This window comes from Algoriphagus sp. SE2, from assembly GCF_039563885.1.
In the GTDB taxonomy this organism is placed as follows: Bacteria; Bacteroidota; Bacteroidia; order Cytophagales; family Cyclobacteriaceae; genus Algoriphagus.
Genome location: NZ_JBCLWJ010000004.1, coordinates 1 through 25,835 on the forward strand (window position 1 = coordinate 1; position 25,835 = coordinate 25,835).

The window sequence follows — 25,835 nt, forward strand, 5'->3', positions numbered from 1 at the left end:
TGATCTTCTATTAATTCGAAGTTTTTTCCTGCTTCACTTTCCAAGAATTTCTGAACCTGCTCCTGATTTTCGGAAGGTAAAATGCTACAAGTTGCATAAACCATCTGTCCTCCAGGTTTCAACATAGATGGATACGATTGTAGAATTTCCTGCTGCGTTTGTTTTACTTTTTCTATGGATTCCGGATTTAACTTCCATTTGGTATCTGGGTTTCGTTTTAAAACTCCTAGTCCAGAACAGGGGACATCCAATAATAATCTATCTGCGGATTCTTTTAATCGCTTGATAGTTTTTGATCCTTCAATGACTTTTCGCTCAATGATAGAAACCCCATCTCTTCTTGCTCTGAGCTTAGTTTGCTGAAGTTTCCATTCTTCCACATCTAGGCTGAGAATTTTTCCTTTGTTTTCCATCAAAGCGGCTAAATGCAATGATTTTCCTCCGGCACCTGCGCAGGCGTCAATGACCCGCATTCCCGGTTCAACGGCAAGCGCTTCTGCCACTAATTGTGATGAACCATCTTGAACTTCAAATAATCCTTCTTTGAAAGCTGGATGTCTAAATACATTTTGGCGCTCATCCAGGATCAAGGCATCCTTGTATCCTTTAATAATATGCGTTTGGATATTGGCTTCAGCCAACATATTTCTAAGACGCTCACGAGTTGTTTTTAAGGTGTTCACCCGCAAAACCACATCAGCCTCCTGATTTAAACTGTGAATTTCAGCTTCCCATTTTTCACCTAATTCTTTCTGCCCCAACTCCTCTAACCAATCGGGAATGGATTCGATCAAAGCAGGATCTTCAAGCTTATCGTATTTTCCTTTTAGCTTTTCGGGTTGGATTTTTGAAAATTCCTCCCACGGTGGCAAGCTATGTCCCTGCATGAGCCAATAAGTTCCAAAAAGATCGTATGGATTATTAGAAGGACTTAAATAATTGATCAATCTCCACCAACGAACCATTTCATAGGTTGTTTCTGCTATAAACGAGCGGTCTCTAGCACCCCATTTTGGGTTTGATTTGAGTGTCCGTTCGATTACTTTATCTGCGTATTGACCTTCTTCGAAAATGGCTGCAAGTGCAGTATGCACTCCACGTATCGTATTGTTATGTAGTTTCATTAGAAAGAAATTCTCTACAAAGGTAGGTTTTCTTTCTGTTCTCTCAGAATCTGATTTTAAAATGGGCTAAAGATCAATCCAAACCGGATCCCATCACGTGCCATAGCTGATCCAAAATCATAATGATTTCCAAAATATTGGGTCGTCGCTGCATAAAATGGATCATATACAGCTTCAATATCAGTGTAGAGCTCTCTTTTATCTTTTAAAATCTGCTTTCTGTATTCAAGTAGATTTGCTCTAACCTCCAAGACCATCCAAGGTTTTAACTTGTAAGCAAATGCAAAGTCAAGTCCGATTTTCCAATTGGTCTCCGCCAATGGTATTTCATTTCTTACATATGCAATACTTAAACAATTAATACAAGGATAGAAAAATCCAAAATATCCAAAATCAGGAGCTAGTAATACTTTTCCTTCTTTTCCTGATTCTTTCATGCCATACCCACTGAAATTGATAGAAATCTTTTTCCCCACGGGAATAGCTTTCTTTAGAAAGATTCCGTAGCCTCTTAAGTTATTTTTTAAAGAAGCTTCTTGATAAATATTTCTGTAGCCAGTTAATGGGAAATCACCATTTTCGTCTGGAGCACCATAGATAGGATAGCTATATTCAGATGGAGAGACTTTTTCTTGGTAAGAACTAAAATTAGCAATGATTCCTATAGACCAGTTTTTTTGAAGATTGAAACCTATCATCGGACGGATACTTCCTGACATATCCCGCTGAATTGCTAATTGGTCTGAATTGTGAATAGCTTTTTGCCAATAGCTGGCATCAAATCCAAACCAGAATTTGGAATCCGTATTTTGAGCCATTACGTTGAGAGAGAAAAACAATGTAAAAATCAGTAGTTGAAATTTTTTCATAAGTAAAGAATTGGGATTGCTACCTTTACGGTAAAATAAGGCCATTCGCAACAGCTATGAGCAACTACAACGAACTAGTAAAACGATGGGCGGGGGAACTCACCCAATATTCTCCTGAGGAGGCAGTTAATTTGATCAATTGGCTTCTGGAATACCATCTGGGACTTCGGAAAGTGGATATGGTCGAAGCTTTTGAAGAAAATAATCTTTCAGAATCTCTTTATCAGGATTTCGAACGTTTGAAAACCGGGGAACCTGTTCAATATATTATTGGAAAAGCTCCCTTTTATGGGCGTGATTTTTTTGTGGATGAATCAGTGTTGATTCCGAGAAATGAAACGGAGGAGTTGGTACATATGATTATTAAAGAAAATCCTAAGCCAGGAATGAAAATTTTGGATATTGGCACTGGGTCTGGTTGTATTCCAATTAGTTTGGCACTTGAGATGAAGGATTCAGAAGTGTATTCAGTTGATGTATCTGAAGATGCGATTGAAGTTGCCTTACAAAATGCGGAGCAACTAGAAGCGAAGGTTACTTTTATTCATCTCGATATTCTGAAAGACCTACCGGCAATTTCGGACCTGGATATTTTGGTGAGTAATCCCCCTTATGTTCCGCAAGCAGAATGGGTGGATCTACACAGCAATGTTAGAGATTTTGAACCTGGGTTGGCTCTTTTTGTACCTGATCATGACCCACTTTTATTTTACAGAGTAATTGCTGAAAAGGGCAAATTATTGTTAAAAAAAGGAGGGAAGTTATATTACGAAATTCATAATAATTTCGGTCCTGAAACAGTAGATCTTTTGGAAAAACTTGGGTATCAGGATATCAATTTGGTTAGGGATCTAAATGATAAAAACCGAATGGTTTCTGCGACATTTGCTGGATAGATCTTAACGAATCTGCTCCCCGATCCAAAAAATACCAGGCGCTTTAATTTCGGTAATCCCTTCTGGAACTTCTAAAAATGTAGCATATGTGATGGGCAGAATTAGCTGCCCATTTTCGTTAGTTATCTCCACCGGAAGACCTTCTTTCGCATGAATGTGGATAGTGGATTTAGAAAACCATTTTTTGAATTCTCCTTCTTTAATGGGGTAATATTTCCAATTGCCATCTATGATTGTGAGATCCAAAAGTTTTATTTTTTCTTCCAGTTCCAAAGCTTGCAGGTGGGGAATTCCTACTAAATGGACTGCATAGTGATTATTTGCTACTAGGTACCCTATACCTTCTTCCAGAGAATCTTTTTGAGTTGAATTTAAAAACCTAATTGGATATTGTTCCTCCAGTAATTGGATGTTTTCCTTTTGAAATGATTCGGTTGCTAAAATTACGTCAATCTTGATTCCCCAGCTTAGCACCTGATCTAAAGCCTCTTCAGCAACCAAAACCGTAGGTACCCATTCAAGAAGCGGAGAAACCTGATCAAAATGAATCTCATCAGCATTCAAAATAAAAACTGCCGGTTCCTGTTGTTCCTTGACAAAATGATGAGAAGACATGTGATTATTTCCAGAGGTTATTATAAAAGTCTAAGGCATTCTTATATGCTAGATTAGCTAATTCTTGCTCATCTAGTTCATTTTCTAAATGATCTAAAAGTGAAGGATACTTACTGGAATTTTCTGCTATTGGAAAATAGAAAGGAATCCGGGAAGGGTCTCCAAAATCCTTGGTGTAAAAGAAATCTGCGCCAAAACACATCGCTTTCTTTCCTCCAATGTGAAATCCGTGTAGTATGTGGTCAAATAACCTCTCAGGTACCTCGGTATCTAAAAATGCTCTCAAGAAATTGACTCCAATGATTCCCCTTCTAAAGATAATTTCCTTTGCAAATTCATCGGTTAAATTTCTTCTGTGATTCCAGATTTCTCTAAAGTTAGAATGGCTGGCAATTATGGGAATATCCAGTTTTTCGGCATCGATATAACTGAAAATACCTTCCGCGAGTAAATCTGAAGAATGGGATAAATCGACGGGTATTTTTTTGCCTGCCATATAATCCAGCAGGCGTTTGCCATCTTCTTTCAGTCCAATTCCATCGGTATAGTTACCTCCGCCAAATCGATTCTCTGTATGATGAGTTAAGCTGATATAAGCCAGTTTTTTTGTTTTTTCAAGAATGCTATCGAACTGTGCTTTTATCTCTTCTATAGTGGCGGCTTCATTACCAAATCCAGCAGCATTTTCTACAGATGCAATTACTCCAACGTTATTTTGACTTTTCCAATTGGCAAGAAATTCAGGACCGGCAAAATTTAAATCCAATGGATTTTTCTCTAATAATCCTTGAAAAATATCAGCTTGTTTGCTTGCAAGCTTCATCGAATCTGGATTGACATCAGTATAAATAGCCAAAACCTGCATCCGAACTCCTCCTGCTTTTAGAAATGGAATTGCACATGCAATATCATCTTTAGAATAAGGATTGGCTGCGGGTACTTTAGCAAGGTAGGAAAGCAAATCGCAATGAAGATCGACAATGGGTAGAGTCATGATTTTGGGCTTTGAAACAAAGTAAACCAAAAAAGCGCATGATTTTTAATACTTTTAAGCCTGATTAGTGTTACATACTTTGAAAGGCAAATTTCATTTTTAACCGAAATAAAAAGCTAATGGCAATTTTAAAACCCTTCAACTTCAAAAAATGGATCGATGAAAATAGACATTTGCTAAAACCACCGGTAGGCAATAAGCAAGTTTATCTTGATAATGAGGACTTTATCATCATGGTAGTGGGTGGACCCAATTCCAGAAAAGATTATCACTACAATGAGGGAGAAGAGTTTTTCTACCAGATTGAGGGAGATATAACTTTAAAAATCATTGAGGATGGTAAGCCAACTGATGTTTCCATCAAAGAGGGAGAAATTTTTCTACTTCCTCCTAAAGTTCCGCACTCTCCAAGAAGACCAGCAAATACCATTGGTTTGGTTATTGAGCGATATAGGAAAGCGGGAGAAAAAGATGGCTTTATCTGGCATTGTGAGAATTGTGGAGAAAAGCTTTATGAAGAGTATGCAGACGTCACAGATATAGTCAACCAGCTTCCTCCGATCATGGAGAGATTCTGGTCGAATCCAGAAAATAGAACCTGTAAGAACTGTGGAACAGTAATGGAAAAATAATAAAAATTCTTTTCATCCCAGAATAGAAAAAATCAGAGTTTTTAATAGAATCCTGTTGAATTAAGATATTAAAATATGACCCAAATAGAATACAAGTTTTCAGAGGATTTTGCCAAAAAAATGGATGCTGAAGATCCAATGAAAGGATTTAGAGATCGTTTTTTCTTTCCTCAGGTAAACGGAAAAGAAGCCATTTATTTCTGTGGGAATTCATTGGGGCTTCAACCGAAGTCTGTAAAATCGTATTTAGATAAGGAGCTTGATAACTGGGCTAAATTAGGAGTTGATGGGCATTTTCATGGAGAAAATGCCTGGTATCACATTCGGCAAAAGTCGAAACCTGCCTTGGCGGAAATAGTAGGAGCCCATACACATGAAGTAGTGGCTATGAATAATTTGACTTCAAACCTACATTTCCTGATGGTGTCCTTTTATCAACCGACCAAAAAACGGAACAAAATAATCGTTGAGGCTGGGGCTTTTCCTTCGGATATGTATATGCTCGAGTCTCAGGTAAAGTTTCATGGTTTAGATCCTGATGAAGTGATTGTAGAGCTGAATCCAAGAGAAGGAGAACATACCTTGCGAACTGAAGATATTCTGAGGGAGATAGAAAATCAGGGAGATTCCTTGGCTCTGGTTAATATGGCGGGTATTCAGTATTATACTGGTCAACTTTTTGATATAAAATCAATCACTGAAGCAGCACATAATCAAGGGGCATATGCTGGTTTTGATTTAGCGCATGCCGCTGGCAATGCTAGACTGAAATTGCATGAATGGAATGTTGATTTTGCTACCTGGTGTAGCTATAAATATATGAACTCAGGTCCAGGTAATGTATCTGGAATTTTTGTTCACGAAAGATTTGCTGATAGACCTGACCTTCCAAGATTTGCTGGTTGGTGGGGATATGATGAAGGTCAAAGGTTTTTGATGGAGAAAGGATTTATTCCAATGCATGGTGCAGATGGATGGCAAGTTGCAAATAGCAATGTATTGGCTTTAGCTGCACATCAGGCTTCCTTAGATATCTTTCAGGAGGCAGGAATAGAAAATTTACGAGCAAAAAGTGAAAAGCTAACCGGTTATTTGGCTTTTTTAATTGAGCAAATTGGTGGAAAATCGGGTATTTTGGAAATTATTACCCCAAATAACCCTGCTGAAAGAGGTTGTCAACTATCTTTGCACATTCATCGTGGAGGTAAAGCTGTATTCGATGAATGGTATAGTCAAGGAGTTGTGGGTGATTGGAGAAATCCAAATGTAATTCGACTGGCACCTACTCCTCTGTATAATAGTTTCTTGGATGTTTACAGATTTGGTCTGATTTTGGAACAAAGCCTTAAAAAATTCGCTTAAAGAAACTGGGATAAAACTTATCCGAATGAAGAAAAATGAAATATCTATTTTAGGAGCTGGTCTAATCGGTTCTTTAATAGCAATTTATCTCAAGCGTCAAGGCCTTGATGTCACGGTGTACGACAAGAGACCGGATAAGCGTAAAACACCTTATTACGAAGGAGGAAGATCGATCAATATGGCTTTAAGTCATAGAGGGTGGAAAAGTTTAGAAGAAGTTGGGTTGAAGGATAAAGTTTTACCTCTTTCCATTCCGATGTTTGGCAGGAAAATCCATGATGAACATGGAGGCACCTCTTTTATTCCTTATGGCAAGCAAGATCAAGCAATCTATTCTATTTCAAGAGGAAAGTTTAATCAACTTCTTGCTGAAGAGGCAGAAAGATTAGGGGCAGAATTTAAATTTGAGCATAAATGTCTGGAAGTAAACTTTCCTTCCCAGGAAGTTACTTTTGAAACTCCTCAAGGTGAGATGAAACTTGAAGCACCTGTTCTCATTGGAGCAGATGGAGCATATTCCGCATTAAGGCTGAGCATGCAAAAGAAAATTCGCTTCAATTACAAGCAGGAATATATTTCCCATGGGTACAAGGAACTTACTATTCCAGCTACCGCAAATGGAGAATTTGCGATGGACCCAAATGCTTTACATATTTGGCCTAGAGGTAAGTTTATGCTTATTGCATTACCAAACCCCGATAAATCCTTTACATGTACGCTGTTTTTGCCTTTTGAAGGAACTAAAGTTTGTTTTGATAAAATCCTTGATAAAACTGATCTGGTTAGTGTCTTTAGTAATTATTTTGATGATGCTTATAAACTGATGCCGGACTTGGTAGATGAGTTTTTTAGGAATCCGACCTCTGCCTTAGTAAATGTTGATTGTTACCCTTGGGTACAGGGCCAAAGTTTACTGATTGGTGATGCATCTCATGCAATGGTTCCTTTTTACGGGCAAGGCATGAATTGCGGTTTTGAGGATTGTTATATCCTAAATAGTTTAATTGACAAACTTGGAACGAATACCTGGGATCTGGTTTTTGAGAAATTTCAGAAAAATAGAAAGCGCGATACCGATGCGATCTGTCAATTAGCAATGGAGAATTTCATAGAAATGAGAGATTCTGTCGCTGACCCTAAGTTTTTATTAAGAAAGAAAATCGAGGCGAAACTATACGAACTATATCCAAATGATTGGATTCCATTGTATAGCATGGTCACTTTCTCCGATATCAGTTACTCGGAAGCCTATGCACAAGGGAAACTTCAGGAAGCAATCATGGATAGGGTAATGGAAGATCCCTTGATTACAGAGAATTGGAATAAGCTTGATTATGAGGATATTATATTTCAGATGGAAACAGCAAGAGCGGTCTAATAGACCGCTTTTTTTAGATAAGATTTTAAATTTTTTGTGTTAGACTTAAAATCTCATCTAAATATTCTCTACTATTAGAAAGCCTTGGAACTTTATGTTGCCCCCCTAGTTTTCCTTTTTTTGCAAGCCAGTTTTCGAATATTCCATGGGGCGCTGGGTGGATGATCGGAGCGATTAAAGCTAAATCTTTATGTCTTTTTGCATCATAATCCGAGTTGATCTCTCTCAAGTGCTGATCCAAAAGCTCATTGAATTTCATCTGATCGGAAGGCTCTTTATGAAACTCTATTAGCCATTCATGTGCACCTTTTGAGCCGGAGCTATCAAAATAAACCGGAGCTGCGGTAAAGTTTACAATAGTTGCTCCAGTATGCTCTGCAGCATATTGGATTGCTTTTTCGGCATTTTCTACGATTACTTCCTCCCCGAATGCATTTATGAAATGCTTTGTTCTACCAGTTATTTTAAAACGATAGGGTTTTGTAGAAGTGAATTTAACTGTATCTCCAATTTTATATCGCCAAAGACCTCCATTCGTACTGATAACTAGTGCATAGTTCTTTCCAATTTCTACTCCGGCAAGAGGGACTACAGTTGGGTCTTCTTTCTCCCAATCCTCCATGGGGATGAATTCATAAAAAATTCCATAATCCAGAAGAAGCAAAAGTTCTTCCGAGTCAGGTTGATCCTGAATTCCAAAAAACCCTTCTGATGCATTATATGTCTCCACATAGCGCATTTTTTTGGATGGGATCAGTTCCTTAAATAGACTTCTATACGGACCAAAAGCAACTGCTCCATGGAAGAAAACTTCTAAATTAGGCCATACTTCTAAAATGTTTTTAGCCTTTTTTATTTCAAGAACACGCTTCATTAATACGATTGTCCATGTTGGAACTCCTGCAATGCAAGTCACATCTTCATCCATGGTTTCTCTTGCCATTTTTTCAATCTTGGCTTCCCACTCACTCATCAATGCAGTTTCCAAAGAAGGGGTCCTTACAAAGTAAGCCCAAATTGGAAGGTTTTGCATGATGACAGCAGAGATATCACCAGCTCTTGCAGAACCTTGTGGATTTAAAGGGTTTTTTTCAAGTGTTCCTCCGATGGTCAAGCTTTTACCTGCGAAAAGTCTGGAGTCTGGGTAGTTTGCGATATAAAGTGATACCATGTCCTTGCCACCGCTATAGTGGCAATCTTCCAAGCTTTCGGTTGACACTGGAATATATTTACTTCTTGAAGAGGTAGTCCCTGAAGATTTAGCAAACCAATTAATATCAGTATTCCAAAGTACATTTTGAGTACCCTTCATCGTCTTATCAATGTAAGGTTTGATTCCTTCGTAATCTAAAATTGGTACCTGCCTTGCGAAATCGTCATAATGTTTGATTGATGCAAAGTCGAATTCCTTTCCAAATTCGGTGTTTTTTCCAGCCTCAATTAATTCGAAAAATGTTGTATCCTGTACCTGAATTGGGTTCTTTTTAAAGTTTTCAATCTGACCTATTCGGTTTTTGAAAATCCAGGTCATAAAGGAATTTAATACCTCCATCACTTAAAAATTTTACGTTTCAACTCAAATTGGCTACCCAAATAAACTTTTCTCACTTGCTCATCAGCAGCTAGCTCTTCTGCTGTTCCAGCTTTCAAAAGTCTTCCTTCAAACATTAAATAAGCTCTATCAGTGATGGAAAGGGTTTCGTTGACATTATGATCCGTGATCAAGATCCCAATATTTTTATCTTTTAGCTTTGCAACAATGGTTTGGATTTCCTCTACTGCTATTGGGTCCACGCCGGCAAATGGCTCATCCAATAAAACGAATTTTGGATCAACCGCCAATGCTCGGGCAATTTCTGTTCTTCTTCGCTCGCCACCAGACAGAACCATTCCCAGATTCTTCCTAACATGAGTCAAACTGAATTCCTCTAATAGACTCTCAACTTTTTCCTTACGCTCTTGCTTCGGCATTTTGGTCATTTCCAAAACTGCCATGATATTTTCTTCTACTGATAATTTTCTGAAAACTGATGCTTCTTGAGCCAAATATCCAATCCCAAGTTTTGCTCTTTTATACATTGGTAAGCTCGTAATATTCTCCTCCTCAAGAAAAATCTTGCCTTCATTGGGTTGAATTAAACCCACAATCATATAAAAGGAAGTTGTCTTACCAGCACCATTAGGGCCAAGTAAGCCCACAATTTCACCTTGTTCTACCTCAACAGAAATATCATTAACCACACGGCGGCCTTTGTATATTTTGACAAGGTTTTCGGCTCTTAGCATCATATCAGTCGAATTTGATGTCTTTTACGTATAGTTGCAAACTTGATTTATCTCTAAAAAAATTTTCTCTCATTTCAGCCACAATATCAAAGCGCATTTTGCCTTGAAGCATTTTTACGATGGTATGATCTGGATCTTTAGCTCGATCTGCTAGTCCAAAGCCCAAACAAACCGGTTTTGTTACTTGCCCGTCTTGTACAATATTGAAACGCAAATGTTTGTCTTTTAAGATGATGACATTTTCGGCATAAGCTTGGTTGATCCGAAAAACAGGTTCAGCATTCCCGGGTCCAAATGGCGCCATTTGCTTCAAGATATTATAAAATTTGTAATTTATTTGATCTAAAAGTAACTCGTCATCAACTTCAATGACAGGTTTGCGATGTGCTTCCTCTATCCTGCTTTTCACTACCTTTTCAAACATTACCTGAAAATCAGGTACTTTATCCACCGAGAGAGTAAGTCCGGCAGCATACTTATGTCCTCCGAATTGATCTAAGAGTCCTGCACATTCTGCGATCGCTTCATAAATATCAAAATCTACAACTGACCTGGCACTGCCTGTTGCTTTACCATTTGATTCTGTCAGGATAATTGTAGGCCTGTAATATTTTTCGATGCATCGACTTGCCACTATCCCTATTACACCTTTGTGCCAGTCTTCTTTAAAGAGAACAGTAGAATTCCAGGCAACGGACTCTTCCCGATCTGCAATCATTTCAAAAGCCTCTTTGGTAATATTTTCGTCGAAATTTCTTCGTGTAGTATTTACTTCATCTACCAATTTTGCACGCTCGATGGCCAAATTCAAATCAGTTGAAATCAATAGCTCTACAGAGGCTTTTGCATGCTCTAACCGGCCGGAGGCATTGATTCTTGGACCGATCTTGAAAACAATATCAGAGATTCCGATTTCCTTTTCGATTTTAGCACTTAGCATAAGTGCTTTTAGACCAGGCCGGGGAGTATTGTTGATTTGGTCCAGACCATAATAGGCCAAAATTCTGTTTTCTCCAGTGATCGGAACAATGTCTGCAGCGATACTTACCACCAACAAATCCAGGTAAGGATATAAGGTAGCTTCATCGATATCCCTTCTTTTTGCCAATGCTTGAATCAGCTTAAATCCAACTCCTGCGCCACTGAGTTCTTTATAGGGATAGTTACAATCTTTTCTTTTGGCGTCCAGCACTGCTACCGCTTGAGGTAGTTCATCTCCTGGCGTATGATGGTCACAAATGATAAAATCAACGCCAAGTTCCTTGGCCATTTTGACCTTATCAATGGCTTTGATTCCGCAGTCCAATGCAATAACTAACTTATAGTCATTTTCTGCGGCTAATCGTACCCCTTTATCCGAAATGCCATAGCCTTCTTTGTAGCGATCAGGGATGTAAAAATCAACTTTGGAATAAAAGGTCTGAAGGAAACTATAAACCAATGCGACCGCTGTGGTACCGTCGACATCATAATCTCCGTAAACCATGATTTTTTCATTCCGCATTATCGCCTCCTCTATTCTATCGATAGCTTCTTTCATGTCCTTCATGAGAAAAGGATCATGTAAATGGCTTAGGCTAGGGCGGAAATAATTTTTAGCAGTTTCATAGCCTTCTACCCCCCGATTAATGAGCATATTGGCAAGGATAGGATTAACATTGATTTCCCTTCCTAATTGCTCAACTAGCTCTATCGATGCTCTGGGCTTTTGCTTCCAAACGTACTCCATGGTTTGCTCTCTAAATTTATAAAAGGTAAAACAGTATCTAAATTAATCGCCTAAACTGATGAAAAAGTTCTACAATAAAGATTTTGAATTTAAGCTTTCCCCTTTTTGTATTGAAACCAAAAATACCCTGGGAAAATGAGTGCTTTTAATTTCCAGTCATTTTTCTCTCGAATACTTAGGTTTGAATCTTGATGCACAGAACGATACATTTTTCCTGCTAATAGGCAATGTCCAATCAAAGCAGCAAAAATGATAGCATAAATAATTAATTCGTTCATTTTATTTTTTTTGTAAAATCAGGGCTGCCCAATTGTCCTTGCTCTGTTTTCTCGTTAAACTGAATCCAAGTGGCTTGGCACATTCCAAAAGGTCATCTACATCTTCGTTATAAAAACCGCTAAGCAATAAATAACCTTGTGGTGAAGTTAAATCTGCATAGATTTTCATTTCATCCAGCAGCACGTTTTTATTAATATTTGCCAAAACTATATCAAAAGGACCTTCTGGATTGACTTCTCTGATAGTTCCGATTTCCATCCGGGTAGTTAATCCATTCAAGTCAAAATTTTCATTTCCGTTCTCCACGCACCACTCATCAATATCAAAAGCTACAACTTCTTTTGCTCCAAGTAAATGCGCCATGACGGCCAAAATCCCGGTTCCGGACCCTACATCCAATACGCGTTTCCCTTTATGATCAATTTCTCCCTGATGTTTGAGCATTTGGAAAGTGGTCGCATGATGCCCCGTCCCAAATGACATTTTGGGATTGATTATAATTTCATACTTATATCTTGGGTCTGGTTGATGAAAAGAAGCTCTGACAAATACGAGATCATCTACAGCAATGGGATCATAATTTTTTTCCCATTCTTCATTCCAATTGACTTTTGGCATTTTACTCTCATGCCAAGTGATTTCAGCCGGGAGCTTATACTTTTCTATCAATTCTAGAAAGGCCTCCCTATCAAATTCATTTTCCGGAGCATAGGCATCCAATCCTTCTTCAGTTTCCAAAAAAGAATCAAAGCCTATTTCTGCCAACTCCGCAATGAGGATTTCCCTGAAATCTTCGAGGCAGGAAATCTTTAATTCCAGGTAGTCCATTTTTTTAGAAAGATTTAATAATATCTAAGAAGTCTCTTGATTTCAACGAGGCTCCGCCAATTAGACCTCCATCCACATCAGGTTTTGAGAAGATCTCTTTCGCATTTTTTGGATTACAGCTTCCTCCATATAATATCGAAGTCTCTGCAGCAATATCTTTTCCATATTTGCTTGCAATATGTCTTCTTAAAGCAGCATGCATTTCTTGCGCTTGTTCAGCTGTAGCCGTTTTTCCTGTACCAATCGCCCAGATAGGTTCATAAGCAATAACTATTTTGCTGAAATCTTCAGGACTTAAACCAAAAAGACTTTGAGTCAATTGGAATTTAACATTTGGTTCATGAGTTCCTGCTGTTCTAATATCCAAAGATTCACCGCAGCAAAAAATAGGTTTTAAACCTTGTGAAAGGGCTTCTTTGACTTTAACTGCTAAAAGTTCGTTCCCTTCATTGAAATACTCTCTTCTTTCACTATGCCCAATGATGACATATTCTACACCAAAAGAAGCTAAAATTTTTGCGGAAACTTCACCGGTAAATGCTCCAGATTCTTTATCTGAACAATTTTGCGCTCCTAAGGAAATTCCCGAAGTATCACCAATCAATTTCTTAACTGGGAAAATATGTGGAAATGGTGGGTTTAAGATGGCAAGTACATCTTTTACATTTTCATCTTTGTACATGTTGACAATCTCGGAAGTCAGTTTTTGACCTTCTTCAAAAGTCATATTCATTTTCCAGTTGCCGGCAACGATTTTCTTACTCATAGTTAGGGTGTTTAAAGTAATTCGGTTTGAAAGAAGATATTTCAAGGGTAATTTGTCCTAAAATTAAAGAAAATGTCCGTCTGGCGAAAAAATAACAGTGATCAGTCAATAAAAAAGTCTTGGAGCTTGGATGAAGCGAAGGAAAAACTCTCTACTTTTTGTGCTTATCAGGAGCGATGTATCTGGGAAATCAGACGTAAACTTTATGAAAAAGGAATAAAAGATTCAAACACTGATGTGTTAGTAGATTATTTAATTCAGGAGAATTTTGTCAATGAAGAGCGCTATGCAAAATCTTTTGCCAGAGGTAAATTTAGAATGAAAAAATGGGGTAGAGGTCGGATTTCCAGAGAATTAAAAATGCGCCAAATCAATGAAGCAGATATTAGAAAGGGGCTTTCTGAAATCGATCCAGTTGAATATTATGATTCGCTATTATCCCAAGTTGAAAAGCATTGGGAAAGAATCAAAGAATCTGATCCCTACAAAAAGAAATACAAGCTTATCCAATACCTTTTTTCCAAAGGTTTTGAGCAAGACTTAATTAAAGATGCTATTTCGGATTTAGGTTTTGAGAATTAGTTGGAATCCGGAATCATGTCAGACATGATTTTTGCAGAAAGAAGACAAAGTGGAATACCTCCTCCTGGGTGAACAGAACCTCCGCAGAAATAGAGATTTTTAATTTTTGAAGAATAATTCGCATGTCGGAGGAAGGCTGAAAACTTATTATTGGAAGAGTTCCCATAAAGTGCTCCCTGGGCGCTGGAAGTTTTAATTTCAATTTTTCGTGGATCTAAAATTTCTTCAACTTCAATCAAAGGCTCAATGTCGGTTTTTAAAATCCGGTTGAGTTTATGGATTATATTTTTCTTAGCCTCAGCAATCATTCTGTCCCAATTTTGACCCGTATTATTGGGTACATTAATCATTGTAAACCAATTCATACTATCCTTAGGGGCATCGTCTTGCTTATAAACTGAAGTAATATTTATATAAACTGTAGGGTCATGGTATATACTTCCTTTTTTGAAAATATGATCAAACTCTTCTAAATAATTATCCGAAAAGAATATGTTGTGAAGGTCTAATTCTGGAAAATTTCGTTGAATTCCCCAATAAAAAATAAGTGCGGAACTTGATTTTGGTTGGTTTAAAAGCAGTTTGGGTTGTCTTTGTTTTTTCAAAATGGTCTTGTAGGCATTGACCATATCCATGTTATTAATTACCAAATCTCCTTTGATGGATTTGTCTTCAATTTTCACTCCAATAGCTTTCCCATTTTGTACTAATATCTCTTCCACTTTTTGGTCAAAATGATAAGAAACCCCCAGCTGTTGAGAAAGCTTATATAAACTTAATGTGATGTCATGCATTCCTTTTTTTGGAAAAAATGCGCCTATGTTAAATTCCAGATGCGGAATGATATTTAATGTAGCTGGGGTTTCGTAAGGGTTGGAGCCATTATAGGTCGCATATCTATTAAAAAGTTGTACGAGTTTGGGATTATCAAACTGCTTTTCATTGGCCTCATTCATGGTCATGAAAATCCCTAGTTTCCCCATTTTTAAGTAGGATTTTAAAGCTTTAGAATTTGTCCAGGTTTTTAATTCATGCAATGATCTGTGCATAAAAAGAGGTGACAGGTGCTCATAAATGAAGGAAGATTTTTCTAAAGCTTTTTTAACATGATTAGAAGGTTCTCCTAATTTTTTTTCAACCTCTTCCGCAAATTTATCTAGATCAGAAAAAGCTTTCAGACTCCTCCCATCTTCCCAGAAGTAATGACAGGCTACCGGGAGTCTCAAGTAATCAAAATGTTCTTTCGGAGATTTTCCTGCTAAAGAAAATAGTTCTTCAACCTGCTCTGGAAGGGTAAATAGAGATGGTCCTGCGTCAAACCTATAACCTCCAATTTCAATTTCTGAAAGTTTACCTCCTGGATAAGAATTCGCTTCAAAGACTTCAACATCGTATCCTTTCAGCGCCAAGCGGATTGCAGAAGCGATGCCTGCTATACCAGAACCAATGATTAATGCTTTTTTTGCCATGAGTTTTAATTCATCTGCTAAACTAGTATTTTTTTAAAGGCAAATCCATTTACAAATACGTCATTGATTTTTCTATTTATCAATTCCGAAAAGGATTACTGATTTTGTATTCAGTTTAATATTACACCCCCAATGCTTACTTTTGGCAGATGTTAAAAGAAATCTCAGTCTTGATTCAGAAAGAGCTCACCTTAGAGTGGAGACAGAAGTATGCGTTAAATGGGATTTTACTTTACGTGGTTTCAGCAGTTTTTATCACATATTTGAGTGTTGGGGCGAAGTCTGGAAACATTTCTATCCCTACGTGGAATGCATTATATTGGATTATAATTCTTTTTTCAGCAGTCAACGCAGTTGCAAAAAGTTTTGTACAAGAGCATCAAGGTCGACAGCTCTATTATTATATGATTGCCTCCCCTGAATCAATTATCCTTTCCAAGATTATTTATAATACAGGTTTGACCTTGCTCTTGGCATTACTAGGCTATGGAGTTTTTTCTGTCATCCTTGGGAATCCAGTGCAAGACCAAGGGTTATTTTTATTGAATTTGATTTTAGGTGCAATGGGTTTTTCTGCGAGCCTCACAATGGTGAGTGGGATTGCTTCTAAAGCAGGAAATAATTCAACTCTCATGGCTATTTTGAGTTTTCCGGTGATCATTCCGATCTTGTTAATGGCAATCCGAATTTCCAAAAATGCCATGGATGGTTTAGACTGGAGTGTGAGTGCGGACAAAATCATCAGCCTTGTTGCGATCAATGCCATTGTAGCTGCTGCTGGCTATATTTTGTTTCCTTATTTATGGAAATCGTAGTCTTTGAATTGAAGGATTAAATTAGACATTGGAGATACCGTTTATAAGGATTACAAACCTTTGTAGCCCCAGAGTTTAAAAGACTTAAGAAAAAGCAGCGAAATCAGGAACTTATGAGTTATTTTTGCGCTTTAATTAGCAAAAATACCCTATGCGCCAAAGTTGGTGGAAAATACTTACCATCGCACTGCTGCTCTATACTTTAACTGCAGGTTTGCTGATGGATGTGCCCCGTCTTCCGATCCTAAATGAAACGATCCGAGCTCTCCATTTTCATGTCACTATGTGGTTTGGTATGATACTGATGCTGATTGTTTCAGTGTTTTATAGTATAAAATACTTACGGACCAATGATATTAAAAATGATGACATGGCAATTGAATTTGCTGGTTCAGCGATCCTTTTTGGAGTTTTGGGGATTGTGACAGGAATGCTTTGGGCAAAATTTACCTGGGGAGATTACTGGAGTGGAGATCCCAAACAAAACGCAGCAGCAATCGGGATTCTCATGTACTTTGCCTATCTGATTCTTCGTAATTCGCTTACAGATTCACAACAAAGAGCAAGGATTGGTGCGATTTATAACATTTTTGCCTTTGCGGCATTTATACCTTTGATCTTCGTACTTCCTCGATTGACTGACAGTCTTCACCCAGGTAACGGTGGCAACCCAGGTTTTAATGCATATGATTTGGATTCAAAACTGAGAATGGTTTTTTATCCAGCAATTATAGGTTGGACACTTTTAGGCAGTTGGATTGCAACTGTTCGTGTGAGAATGCGTAGGGTTGAAAGGGTATTAGAAGATCGAATGATAAATTCATAATTGATGAAAAAATTACTGATTATAGCTCTCATGATTTTCTCACTAGGTGCTTTGGCACAAGAGAAAATACCCGTGAAAGAGTCTGATTATTCCAACAATTCTGTTGAAATGGCTGATGCTATGAGAGCAGATGGTAAAATCTATGTGTTGGTCGGTGTAATTGTATTGATTTTCGCTGGAATTACAGCCTATTTGATCAGTACTGATAGAAAGATCAGCAAGCTTGAAAAGACAATTCAATCCTAAACTTTGGAAACATGAAAAAAGGACATCTTATAGGAATTGGAATTATTGCTGTTGCAATAATAATTATCATGACTTCCATCGGTGATGCAAGTAGTTATGAAAGCTTCAATACTGCCATGGAAATGAAGCAAGAAGGAAATGACAAGCCAATCCACGTTGTGGGTCAATTAAAGAAAACCCAAACAGGTGAGGTAGTTGGATTAAATGTAAGAGAAGACAAGACATCCTTTACTTTTGTTTTGGTTGACAATGATGGTACTGAGCAAGAAGTATTTTATAATGAACCTGTACCTGCTGACTTTACAAGATCAGAATCAGTGGTTGTCATCGGACAGTTCAAAACAGATGATATTTTCATTGCAGATAAAATCCTGATGAAATGCCCATCCAAATATCAGGAAACGGACGTGCAGGCGGCTGGAATGTGAGTTAGAGTAGAAAGAATAACAAATCCATGATCAATACCTTTATAGGAAATCTTGGCCATATGATGACCATTGTGGCCTTTGTCAGTGCATTGGTTACGGCTTATGCATATATTCAGTATTTCCGGGCAAAAGAACTAGATAAAGCTAGCTGGAGAAGATTCAGTAGAATCAGTTTTTACGTCCATGGTGTTTCTGCTACACTAATAGCTGTTTCGCTTTTTGAAATCATCTACAATCATCGATACGAGTATTTTTACGCGTATTCGCATAGCTCGAAAGCACTTCCTGTTCATTACATGATTTCCAGTTTTTGGGAAGGTCAAGAAGGAGCATTCATCCTTTGGATATTCTGGAATGTAGTTTTAGGTGTGATCATCATTAATACCAATAAGTTTTGGGAAGGGCCTGTCATGGTAGTTTTTGCCCTGGTTCAGGCTTTTTTGGTTTCCATGATTTTAGGAGTTGTAATTGGAGATCTGAAGATTGGAAGCTCTCCATTTATTTTGCTTCGAGATGCCACACAAGCTCCTATTTTCCAAATTAATCCCGATTTTGTTCCTGAGGATGGTACTGGGCTTAACCCCTTATTACAAAATATCTGGATGGTGATCCACCCTCCTACTCTTTTCCTTGGATATGCCTCAACGCTAGTACCTTTTGCCTTTTTAATGGGTGGATTGGTGATGAAGAAATATTCTGAATGGATCAGACCTGCCCTTCCTTGGGCAATTTTCTCTGCTATGATTCTGGGAATGGGAATAATCATGGGTGCTTATTGGGCCTATGTAACCCTAAACTTCGGAGGTTATTGGAACTGGGATCCTGTAGAAAATGCAGTGTATGTACCTTGGCTGGTTTTAGTTGCTGCAATCCACACCATGATCACGTTCAAGAAAAGTGCTACAGCATTAAAAACATCAATTGTTTTGGTGATCATGACCTTCATATTGGTTCTCTATGCAACTTTTTTAGTAAGGTCTGGCGTATTGGGTGACGCTTCGGTTCACTCTTTTACAGACTTGGGATTGTCAGGCCAGTTGTTGATTTATATGCTGTTTTTCCTATTAGTTGCGATTATTCTTGCAGCTAGAGCATGGAAACATATTCCTACCTCAGAAAAAGAAGCATCTGTTTATTCACGAGAATTCTGGGTATTCATTGGAGCGACCACATTAGGGTTGATGGCATTCCAGGTAATCCTTCCTACTTCAATTCCGGTTTGGAATACCTTAGTGGAAAGCTTTGGAGGTATTTCAAATATGGCGCCTCCGGCAGATCAAATAGAGTTTTATACAAAATTTCAATTGTGGTTTGCAGTGGTCTTAGCTTTGCTTACGGCTGTGGGCCAGTTCTTCTGGTGGCAGAAAATGGATAAGCAAACCTTGAAAGATACGCTTGTCACCCCATACATTGTTTCTGTTTTGATCTCAGCAGCTATCATCGTATTGGCCAAAGTATATGATTGGAAATATATCATCATCGTTTTGGCAGGAACATTTACGATTGTTGCCAATGCGGTTATTTTAGCTAAAATTCTGAAGAAGTCTACTTTCAAGCTTGCAGGAGGTTCATTGGCACATATTGGATTGGGAATGGTATTAATTGGAATCATGTTCAGTTCCGGTTATTCCGATGTGATTTCAATTAACATGTCTGGTTTGACATATAGCAATAGCTGGGAAGATGAATTAAACAAAGAGCATGTGTTGCTTTGGATCAATAAGCCAACACAAATGAAAGACTATACTGTAACCTATCGCGGTCGTCAGAAAAAAGTAGTTGGGGTTCCTGAATATGTTCCAGCAAAAATTTTGGAGACAACTGGAAATGTCAACGAATCTGTTGCACTAGAAGGATATAAAGATTATTTCCAAAAAGGGGATACAGTCAAATTGGTTTTGGAGGAAAATGATTACTTCAAAATCGATTATTACCAGAACGAGAAACTTCAATTTTCACTAAATCCTATGTCTCAATTTAACTCGAGTATGGGTGGTTTGATTTCTTCTCCAGATTCTAAAATCTACTTTGATAAAGATCTTTATACCTACGTTGCTGCAATGAATGATTATGAAGATCCAGATTGGAAAGATGATGAGATTTACGAAGTTGCTCCTGGAGAGCAATTCCACGTTGCTGATTTTGTCACCTATTTTGATGGAGCTGAAGTTTTAGAAGAGCTGGATGGATATATTCTTCAAGAAGGAGATGTTGCCGTGAAAGCAAAACTTCGAATTTTGGATTATGATGTAGAAAAAGTTCTTGAGCCAACTTTCATAATCCGAAATAGTCAGATTGGGAAAATTCCTGTCATCGATTCGGAACTTGGGATAAAAATTTCTTTGGAGAATATTCTCCCTGAAGACAACAAGTTTGTCTTTAAGGTCAACCAATACCAAAAAGATTATGTGGTAATGAAGGCTATTGTAAAGCCTTATATCAATGTATTGTGGATCGGAACGATTATCATGCTTACCGGATTTTCGGTAGCCATATTCAGAAGATTTGATGAGTTCAAAAAGATGAGAGATAAAGGGTTGGAATAAGTGGGTTTCAGTCCTTATATATCTTAAAACAAAAATAGCCCGATAAACATCGGGCTATTTTTATGATAAGTTATATCCAATTTCCGCTAAAGCAAAGGGGTAAATTGCTTGAGGAATCTTACATCATTCTCAGTGAAGAGACGGAGATCTTTTATTTGATATTTCAGCATCGCAATCCGCTCTATTCCCATCCCAAATGCAAATCCGGTATATTTTTTTGAGTTAATCCCGCAATTTTCCAAAACATTTGGATCCACCATTCCTGAACCACCTATCTCTACCCAGCCTGTTCCTTTACAAACATTACATCCTTTTCCACCACAGATTAGACAGGTGATATCGATCTCTGCACTAGGTTCTGTAAATGGGAAATAAGAGGGTCTGAATCGTACTTTGGTTCCCTTGCCAAACATCTCCTTGGCAAAGTGATATAAGGTGTTTTTTAAATCAGCAAAGCCCACATTTTCATCAACATAAAGTCCTTCCACTTGGTGGAAAATGCAATGCGCTCTAGCTGAAATCGCCTCATTTCTATAAACTCTTCCAGGGGAAAGAGTTCTGATAGGAGGTTTTTGGTTTTCCATCACACGGACTTGCACAGAAGAAGTATGAGTTCTCAGAGCAATATCTGGATTTTTCTCTATAAAGAAGGTGTCCTGCATTTCCCTTGCCGGATGATTTTCAGGGAAGTTTAAGGCTGTAAAGTTATGCCAATCATCTTCGATTTCGGGACCTTCAGATAGATTGAAACCGATTCTTTCGAAGATATCGATGATTCTTTGTCTAGTCGCTGTTAAGGGATGAATTCCACCTAATCCTTGATTAGAAGGAGGTAGAGTCAAATCAATATCAGCGGATTTCGTTTTTTTATTACTCTGGCTAACTTTCTCTATAAGCTCTTGAAACTTGGCTTCAGCCAATTGCTTTACGCCATTTACCAATTGCCCATAAGCACGTTTTTCTTCATTTGGGATTTTCCCCATTCCTGCGAAAAGCTCACCTACGACAGATTTTTTGGAGATAAACTCCATTCTGAAAGATTCAAGTTCCTCCGGTGTATTTGCATCTGCCGCTGAAATAGCCGCTTTTATAGCTTCAATTTTTTCCTGATACATGCCTTGCCATTTTATCAAGCCACAAAGCTAAGGGTTTTAGAGTTTATCGGAGAAAAAATCAGGAAGGAATGCATGTTTAAAGTCAGCAAAAAAATAAAATATTAAAAATTCAAAGGTCTGCTCAATCCAGAATCCAGATGTACTGCGTAATTCCAACCAAATAAAAATCACAAAATCATTAAAAATCAGATCATGAAAATTCAAAACTTCTTCAAATTCGCTTTCGGTGTCTACATTTTCCTTTCTGCGAATTTTGCCTTTTCTCAAATGGAAAAAACAGTAATGGTTGGAGGTGCAGAAATGTATCCCTCAAAAAACATCGTTGAAAACGCAATAAACTCTGTAGACCACACTACTTTGGTAGCAGCTGTACAGGCAGCAGATTTAGTGGAGACTCTTCAAGGGAAAGGGCCATTTACAGTTTTTGCTCCGGAAAACTCTGCTTTTGAAAAACTTCCTTCAGGAACCGTTGAGACGTTGCTGAAGTCAGAAAATTAACTGCATGAATGAAAGGCAAAGATCTTTATATTACAGATGAAAACGGTGGTCAATCTAAAGTATTAATCGCCGATGTATGGCAGAAAAATGGAGTGATTCACTCCGTGGATACCGTAGTACTTCCAAAAATGTGATATAAAGTCACTTTAATCAGATTAAAATAAAGAAAAAGAGCTGTCCAATAAAAAAGGACAGCTCTAACTATTTCTCGCTATTCTTTGTTACCAGGTTCTACTTCCGCCGGGTCTTCTTCTCTCCCAAGGATTATTGGAAGATTCAGGCTGTTTGAAATTTCCAATAATATATGTAAATGTTAACATCCCATATCTTGTCAATACGTTGGTGAAAACATCTGTCACCGATACATCAGAAATAGTTCTTTGGATACTATTGTTCTGGTTAAGCAAATCAAAGATCATTACTTTCAACTCAGCCTTATTATTCTTGGCAAATCTATATCCACCTTCGATGTTCCAGAGCCAGAAATTCTGATCAAACCCTTCAGAAAGGCCGCTATATAAGCTATGATTCAAGTTGTTTCCTATAAAGAGTTTTCCTCCATTCGGAGAATAGTACAACCTAAGATTTGATTCCTGAACATAGTAATTGTTATCCTGAGTCGATTGTAAACTAGAATTTACAATGTTATAATTTCCTGTTGTACTAAGCGTGAAATCTACGTTTTCACTGATATTGGAAGTGAATGTGATTCCCTGCCTTAAAGATAAATTATCATTTAGGTTTTTCTCACCATTAATTAGACCTGGGATTCTATTGAAGTTTACCCGGGTATTCATGTTAAACTGAGTTTTGAATCCTTTAATTGGAGTTCCGTAAGTAAAAAAGAATGTAGTTCTGAAATTCCCATCCAAATTAACAGGCTGTGAAATTTGACCTCCCGGTCTCAATAAAATCTCTCCGTTGATCAAGGTATCCTGAGCGGTAATAAAAGTGCTACTTCCTATGTAGTTGCTTGTTCCTGAATAATTCACAAACATGAACATGGTATGATTTTTCTCCATGTTTATCTTACTCATATTTACGAAGATGTTGTTATTATAACTCTGACCTAAATTAGGATTTCCAATGCTTAGATTTAGCGGGTTTTGGTTATTTACCACATTTTGTAGCTGAGATACATTCGGCTCGTCAGTATTTGTTCTATACCTCAATCGATAAGAAACTCCTGTTTCTCTATTTCGATAGCTTAAGCTGGCTCCAGGCAATAGATTATTGAAACTTCTTTTGAAAACTCCAGCTTCAGGGAAGAAAGCTTCATTGTTTAATTGGGCGTTTTGATAATCCAAGTTAAAATTAAGATTCAATCCATTGTTGCTATAAGCATATCCAGTTCGAAGTCTTTGAGTAATAAACTTGTTGATAAACTCATTACTCAATGCCGTATCCAACATATAAATACCTTGCTCTGCTCCCAATACATAAGTTTTTTGATCAGAATCAGATTTATTGTTTCCAACCTGATAACCAAGCGTACCAATTGACTTTTCTCCCAATGGCTCCGTCAAAGTTGCATTGATTCGGTAATTAAATCCTTTTGAAAGGGTGTAAGTCTCTTGAAGAGTAGTGTCGAGTCTATCTCTGTTATAGTCAATACTTGCTGCTAAAAGATCTGAATATTGGTCTCGATTAGACCATGTGGTATTGATATCTGTGGAAAATGTTCTTCCTTTTTTATCGAATTTATATCGATAGGTAATGTTGTTGGAGATGTTATATGTTTTGTTTTCGGCACTGTTTATTGATCTCAAAGCACTTAAAGAATCTCCAGTGCTTGCAGTTGTTAAGGCATCTCTATCACTAAAGCTCTTGCTGTTTTGGATAGAAATATTTGGAGTTACGATGAATGAATTTTTTTCATTTAAATCTGCTTCCAATCTACCACTCACTCTATGGTTGTAATTATCTGTTGTACTGATCAGGTTCTCTTGATAAAACTGGGTCAAATTTTCATTTACTACAGTTTCTCTGTTTGTGATCTGTTGTAATTTATTTGCGGAGTTGTTAAAGAAATAGCTTCCTGTAAAATTTACTTTTTGACCCCATTTGTCAGAATAATTCAAGCCTAAGGAATTGGTGGTGTTAATACCGTTGCTATTTCCCGCATTAAAATTATTATTTCCACCACCGAAGCCTCCTCTACCTCTGCCTCTTCCCCCACCACTAGAACTATTTGCATTGACTCCTGCCAAATCCTGACTTGAAAAGTTTTGCTGATTGATATTATTCGCCAACCCTAAAATAGAAATCCTTCTGTCTCCGCTAAAAAGATTAATACTTCCTCCAGCTGAATATCGATCATCCGTTCCATATCCAGCATATGCCCTTCCAAACTGCCCGTTTTTTCTATCTTCCCTTAAAATGATATTAATTGTCTTTGTATATGTTCCATCATCAAATCCGGTTAATCTACTTTGATCCGATCTTTGATCTAATACCTCAACCCTATCGATAGCATCTGCAGGAAGATTTCTTAATGCGATATTTGGATCTGAACCGAAAAACTCTCTTCCATCTACTAGAATTTTTTGAACTGTTTCCCCTTGTGCTTGGACCTCACCATTCTGAATGGTGACACCTGGTAGCTTTCTGATTAGGTCTTCTGCCTGAGCATTTTGTTGAGTTTTAAAAGCCGACGCGTTAAATGAAGTAGTATCGCCTCTCATTTCTCCAACAGGAGACTGCCCTTCGATGACCACCTCACCAAGAGTCTGTGTATCCTCATTTAAAACTAAAGTTCCCAAATCTGCAGGATCCCTGAAGCTATGGGTTCGGGTGATCGTCTCATAGCCAATAAATTTTATTTCGATTTTAACTTGAGGGATCATCGGTCTATTAATTTCAAACTTACCTTGAGCGTCTGTAACACCACCTAGTAAAAGAGAATCAGCCAATGTTTTAATCAGTATATTAGCACCGTTCATGGGAGTTTTGGTGGAGCCATCCATCACTATGCCGGTCAGTTTTATTTGAGGTCTTTGGGCATACGCTTCTGCCACTAGCAGGAAGCAAAAAAATAAAAAAATAGATTTATACATGTTTCTCATAGTTGCGCAAATATCTACCCCTTTGACCAAAGAAAAATGCCAAAGGTTTAGTACGTAACTAGAGAAAAATTAGAATGGGGAATTCAGAGGATAAATGGCTAAAAAACCATTTAAAAATTTAATTAATTCTTGATAACATCCATGATTTCTGGATATGAAATTCCAAAATGACTGTTATCGTAAACTGAAACTCCATTTTTAATTACTAATACCTGAGGAGATTGGTGAGGAACTCCAAATTCCTGACTAATCTGATTGGATAATTCCCTGTTTTCAATAATATCTAAATGATAGGGCACAATATTCTTATGATCTTCGTCTTTCCAGTTTCGCAGCAATCGATCCAAGGACATACTACTCAGAGAACACCGAGTACTATGTTTAAAAATCATCACTGGAATATCTTCGCTTAAAGCTTTGATATCCTCAATTTGCTCCAGTTGTGTTAATTTATTCCAATTCATTTTCGTTCCTTTTATAAAGGGGC

24 protein-coding genes and 1 pseudogene are annotated in these 25,835 nt (G+C 37.6%); 11 read left to right on the plus strand and 14 right to left on the minus strand.

The features are described 5' to 3' along the window. Both AAGF08_RS05920 and AAGF08_RS05925 read right to left on the minus strand, forming a co-directional pair. Window positions 1–1,124, minus strand: a 1,124-nt coding sequence (locus AAGF08_RS05920) for an RsmB/NOP family class I SAM-dependent RNA methyltransferase (protein ID WP_343510203.1), incomplete at its 3' end; no start/stop codon positions are given. Between the two features lie 56 nt (window positions 1,125–1,180). Further along, a complete protein-coding gene (locus AAGF08_RS05925) occupies window positions 1,181–1,993 on the minus strand; it encodes a hypothetical protein (protein ID WP_343510205.1) in 813 nt (270 codons plus the stop codon). Between the two features lie 56 nt (window positions 1,994–2,049). Between AAGF08_RS05925 and prmC the strand changes: the two genes are divergently transcribed. After that, window positions 2,050–2,889, plus strand: a complete 840-nt coding sequence (gene prmC / locus AAGF08_RS05930; protein WP_343510206.1) for a peptide chain release factor N(5)-glutamine methyltransferase — start codon at window positions 2,050–2,052, stop codon at window positions 2,887–2,889. Between the two features lie 3 nt (window positions 2,890–2,892). On the opposite strand, the gene AAGF08_RS05935 is transcribed toward prmC, so the two are convergent. Then, on the minus strand, window positions 2,893–3,504 hold the full coding sequence (locus AAGF08_RS05935) for a thiamine pyrophosphokinase (protein ID WP_343510207.1): 612 nt from the start codon (window positions 3,502–3,504) through the stop codon (window positions 2,893–2,895). A 4-nt stretch (window positions 3,505–3,508) separates the two neighbouring features. Then, window positions 3,509–4,498 carry a membrane dipeptidase gene (locus tag AAGF08_RS05940; protein ID WP_343510209.1) on the minus strand — a complete coding sequence of 330 codons (990 nt, stop codon included), beginning with the start codon at window positions 4,496–4,498 and terminating at the stop codon, window positions 3,509–3,511. Between the two features lie 119 nt (window positions 4,499–4,617). Here AAGF08_RS05940 and AAGF08_RS05945 point away from each other — a divergent pair, with 119 nt between their 5' ends. From AAGF08_RS05945 to AAGF08_RS05955, 3 genes are all read left to right on the plus strand, one after another. Further along, window positions 4,618–5,130 carry a 3-hydroxyanthranilate 3,4-dioxygenase gene (locus AAGF08_RS05945; protein WP_343510211.1) on the plus strand — a complete coding sequence of 171 codons (513 nt, stop codon included), beginning with the start codon at window positions 4,618–4,620 and terminating at the stop codon, window positions 5,128–5,130. Between the two features lie 75 nt (window positions 5,131–5,205). Next, window positions 5,206–6,492, plus strand: coding sequence for a kynureninase (kynU, locus tag AAGF08_RS05950; RefSeq protein WP_343510213.1), 1,287 nt, complete (start codon window positions 5,206–5,208; stop codon window positions 6,490–6,492). Window positions 6,493–6,517: 25 nt separating this feature from the next. Then, window positions 6,518–7,870 (plus strand): NAD(P)/FAD-dependent oxidoreductase, encoded by a 1,353-nt coding sequence (locus AAGF08_RS05955; RefSeq protein WP_343510214.1) that lies wholly within the window; start codon window positions 6,518–6,520, stop codon window positions 7,868–7,870. A gap of 25 nt (window positions 7,871–7,895) precedes the next feature. On the opposite strand, the gene AAGF08_RS05960 is transcribed toward AAGF08_RS05955, so the two are convergent. The 6 genes from AAGF08_RS05960 to tpiA all read right to left on the minus strand — a co-directional run bounded on the left by AAGF08_RS05960 (window position 7,896) and on the right by tpiA (window position 13,758). Continuing rightward, a complete protein-coding gene (locus AAGF08_RS05960; protein WP_343510215.1) occupies window positions 7,896–9,422 on the minus strand; it encodes a GH3 auxin-responsive promoter family protein in 1,527 nt (508 codons plus the stop codon). Further along, the gene (gene lptB / locus AAGF08_RS05965) at window positions 9,422–10,159 is read right to left on the minus strand and encodes an LPS export ABC transporter ATP-binding protein (protein WP_343510216.1); all 738 of its coding nucleotides are present in this window, start codon (window positions 10,157–10,159) and stop codon (window positions 9,422–9,424) included. The genes AAGF08_RS05960 and lptB overlap by 1 nt, the downstream gene beginning before the upstream one ends. A 1-nt stretch (window position 10,160) precedes the next feature. Then, window positions 10,161–11,885, minus strand: coding sequence for a single-stranded-DNA-specific exonuclease RecJ (recJ, locus tag AAGF08_RS05970; protein WP_343510217.1), 1,725 nt, complete (start codon window positions 11,883–11,885; stop codon window positions 10,161–10,163). A gap of 89 nt (window positions 11,886–11,974) precedes the next feature. Beyond that, window positions 11,975–12,163 (minus strand): hypothetical protein, encoded by a 189-nt coding sequence (locus AAGF08_RS05975; protein ID WP_343510219.1) that lies wholly within the window; start codon window positions 12,161–12,163, stop codon window positions 11,975–11,977. A gap of 1 nt (window position 12,164) precedes the next feature. Next, window positions 12,165–12,992 carry a 50S ribosomal protein L11 methyltransferase gene (gene prmA, locus AAGF08_RS05980; RefSeq protein ID WP_343510220.1) on the minus strand — a complete coding sequence of 276 codons (828 nt, stop codon included), beginning with the start codon at window positions 12,990–12,992 and terminating at the stop codon, window positions 12,165–12,167. Window positions 12,993–12,996: 4 nt separating this feature from the next. Further along, window positions 12,997–13,758 carry a triose-phosphate isomerase gene (gene tpiA / locus AAGF08_RS05985; RefSeq protein WP_343510221.1) on the minus strand — a complete coding sequence of 254 codons (762 nt, stop codon included), beginning with the start codon at window positions 13,756–13,758 and terminating at the stop codon, window positions 12,997–12,999. A gap of 72 nt (window positions 13,759–13,830) precedes the next feature. On the opposite strand from tpiA, the gene AAGF08_RS05990 reads away from it, so the two are divergent. Further along, the gene (locus AAGF08_RS05990; RefSeq protein WP_343510222.1) at window positions 13,831–14,340 is read left to right on the plus strand and encodes a regulatory protein RecX; all 510 of its coding nucleotides are present in this window, start codon (window positions 13,831–13,833) and stop codon (window positions 14,338–14,340) included. Here AAGF08_RS05990 and crtD read toward each other — a convergent pair. Beyond that, window positions 14,337–15,809: a 1-hydroxycarotenoid 3,4-desaturase CrtD gene (gene crtD, locus AAGF08_RS05995; protein ID WP_343510223.1), complete on the minus strand. Its 1,473-nt coding sequence runs from the start codon at window positions 15,807–15,809 to the stop codon at window positions 14,337–14,339. The two genes, AAGF08_RS05990 and crtD, sit on opposite strands and share 4 nt — an antisense overlap. 149 nt (window positions 15,810–15,958) lie before the next feature. Between crtD and AAGF08_RS06000 the strand changes: the two genes are divergently transcribed. The 5 genes from AAGF08_RS06000 (at window position 15,959) to ccsA (AAGF08_RS06020) (ending at window position 20,670) form a co-directional block, all read left to right on the plus strand. Further along, window positions 15,959–16,624, plus strand: a complete 666-nt coding sequence (locus AAGF08_RS06000; RefSeq protein WP_343510224.1) for a heme exporter protein CcmB — start codon at window positions 15,959–15,961, stop codon at window positions 16,622–16,624. Between the two features lie 151 nt (window positions 16,625–16,775). After that, a complete protein-coding gene (gene ccsA, locus AAGF08_RS06005) occupies window positions 16,776–17,450 on the plus strand; it encodes a cytochrome c biogenesis protein CcsA (RefSeq protein WP_343510225.1) in 675 nt (224 codons plus the stop codon). A 3-nt stretch (window positions 17,451–17,453) separates the two neighbouring features. Further along, the gene (locus AAGF08_RS06010) at window positions 17,454–17,696 is read left to right on the plus strand and encodes a CcmD family protein (protein ID WP_343510228.1); all 243 of its coding nucleotides are present in this window, start codon (window positions 17,454–17,456) and stop codon (window positions 17,694–17,696) included. Window positions 17,697–17,707: 11 nt separating this feature from the next. Beyond that, window positions 17,708–18,124 (plus strand): cytochrome c maturation protein CcmE, encoded by a 417-nt coding sequence (locus tag AAGF08_RS06015; protein WP_343510229.1) that lies wholly within the window; start codon window positions 17,708–17,710, stop codon window positions 18,122–18,124. Between the two features lie 26 nt (window positions 18,125–18,150). Then, window positions 18,151–20,670: a cytochrome c biogenesis protein CcsA gene (gene ccsA / locus AAGF08_RS06020; protein ID WP_343510230.1), complete on the plus strand. Its 2,520-nt coding sequence runs from the start codon at window positions 18,151–18,153 to the stop codon at window positions 20,668–20,670. Between the two features lie 86 nt (window positions 20,671–20,756). Here the strand turns inward: ccsA (AAGF08_RS06020) and AAGF08_RS06025 are convergent, their stop codons facing one another. Next, on the minus strand, window positions 20,757–21,785 hold the full coding sequence (locus AAGF08_RS06025) for a phenylalanine--tRNA ligase subunit alpha (RefSeq protein WP_343510232.1): 1,029 nt from the start codon (window positions 21,783–21,785) through the stop codon (window positions 20,757–20,759). 267 nt (window positions 21,786–22,052) lie between these two features. On the opposite strand from AAGF08_RS06025, the pseudogene AAGF08_RS06030 reads away from it, so the two are divergent. After that, window positions 22,053–22,417: pseudogene (locus AAGF08_RS06030) on the plus strand (fasciclin domain-containing protein). Window positions 22,418–22,504: 87 nt separating this feature from the next. Here AAGF08_RS06030 and AAGF08_RS06035 read toward each other — a convergent pair. Together AAGF08_RS06035 and ytxJ are read right to left on the minus strand one after the other, a co-directional pair. Continuing rightward, complete coding sequence (locus AAGF08_RS06035; RefSeq protein WP_343510233.1) at window positions 22,505–25,339, minus strand: outer membrane beta-barrel protein; 2,835 nt, start codon at window positions 25,337–25,339, stop codon at window positions 22,505–22,507. Window positions 25,340–25,470: 131 nt separating this feature from the next. Then, window positions 25,471–25,812, minus strand: coding sequence for a bacillithiol system redox-active protein YtxJ (ytxJ, locus tag AAGF08_RS06040; RefSeq protein WP_343510235.1), 342 nt, complete (start codon window positions 25,810–25,812; stop codon window positions 25,471–25,473). Between the last annotated feature and the right edge of the window lie 23 nt (window positions 25,813–25,835).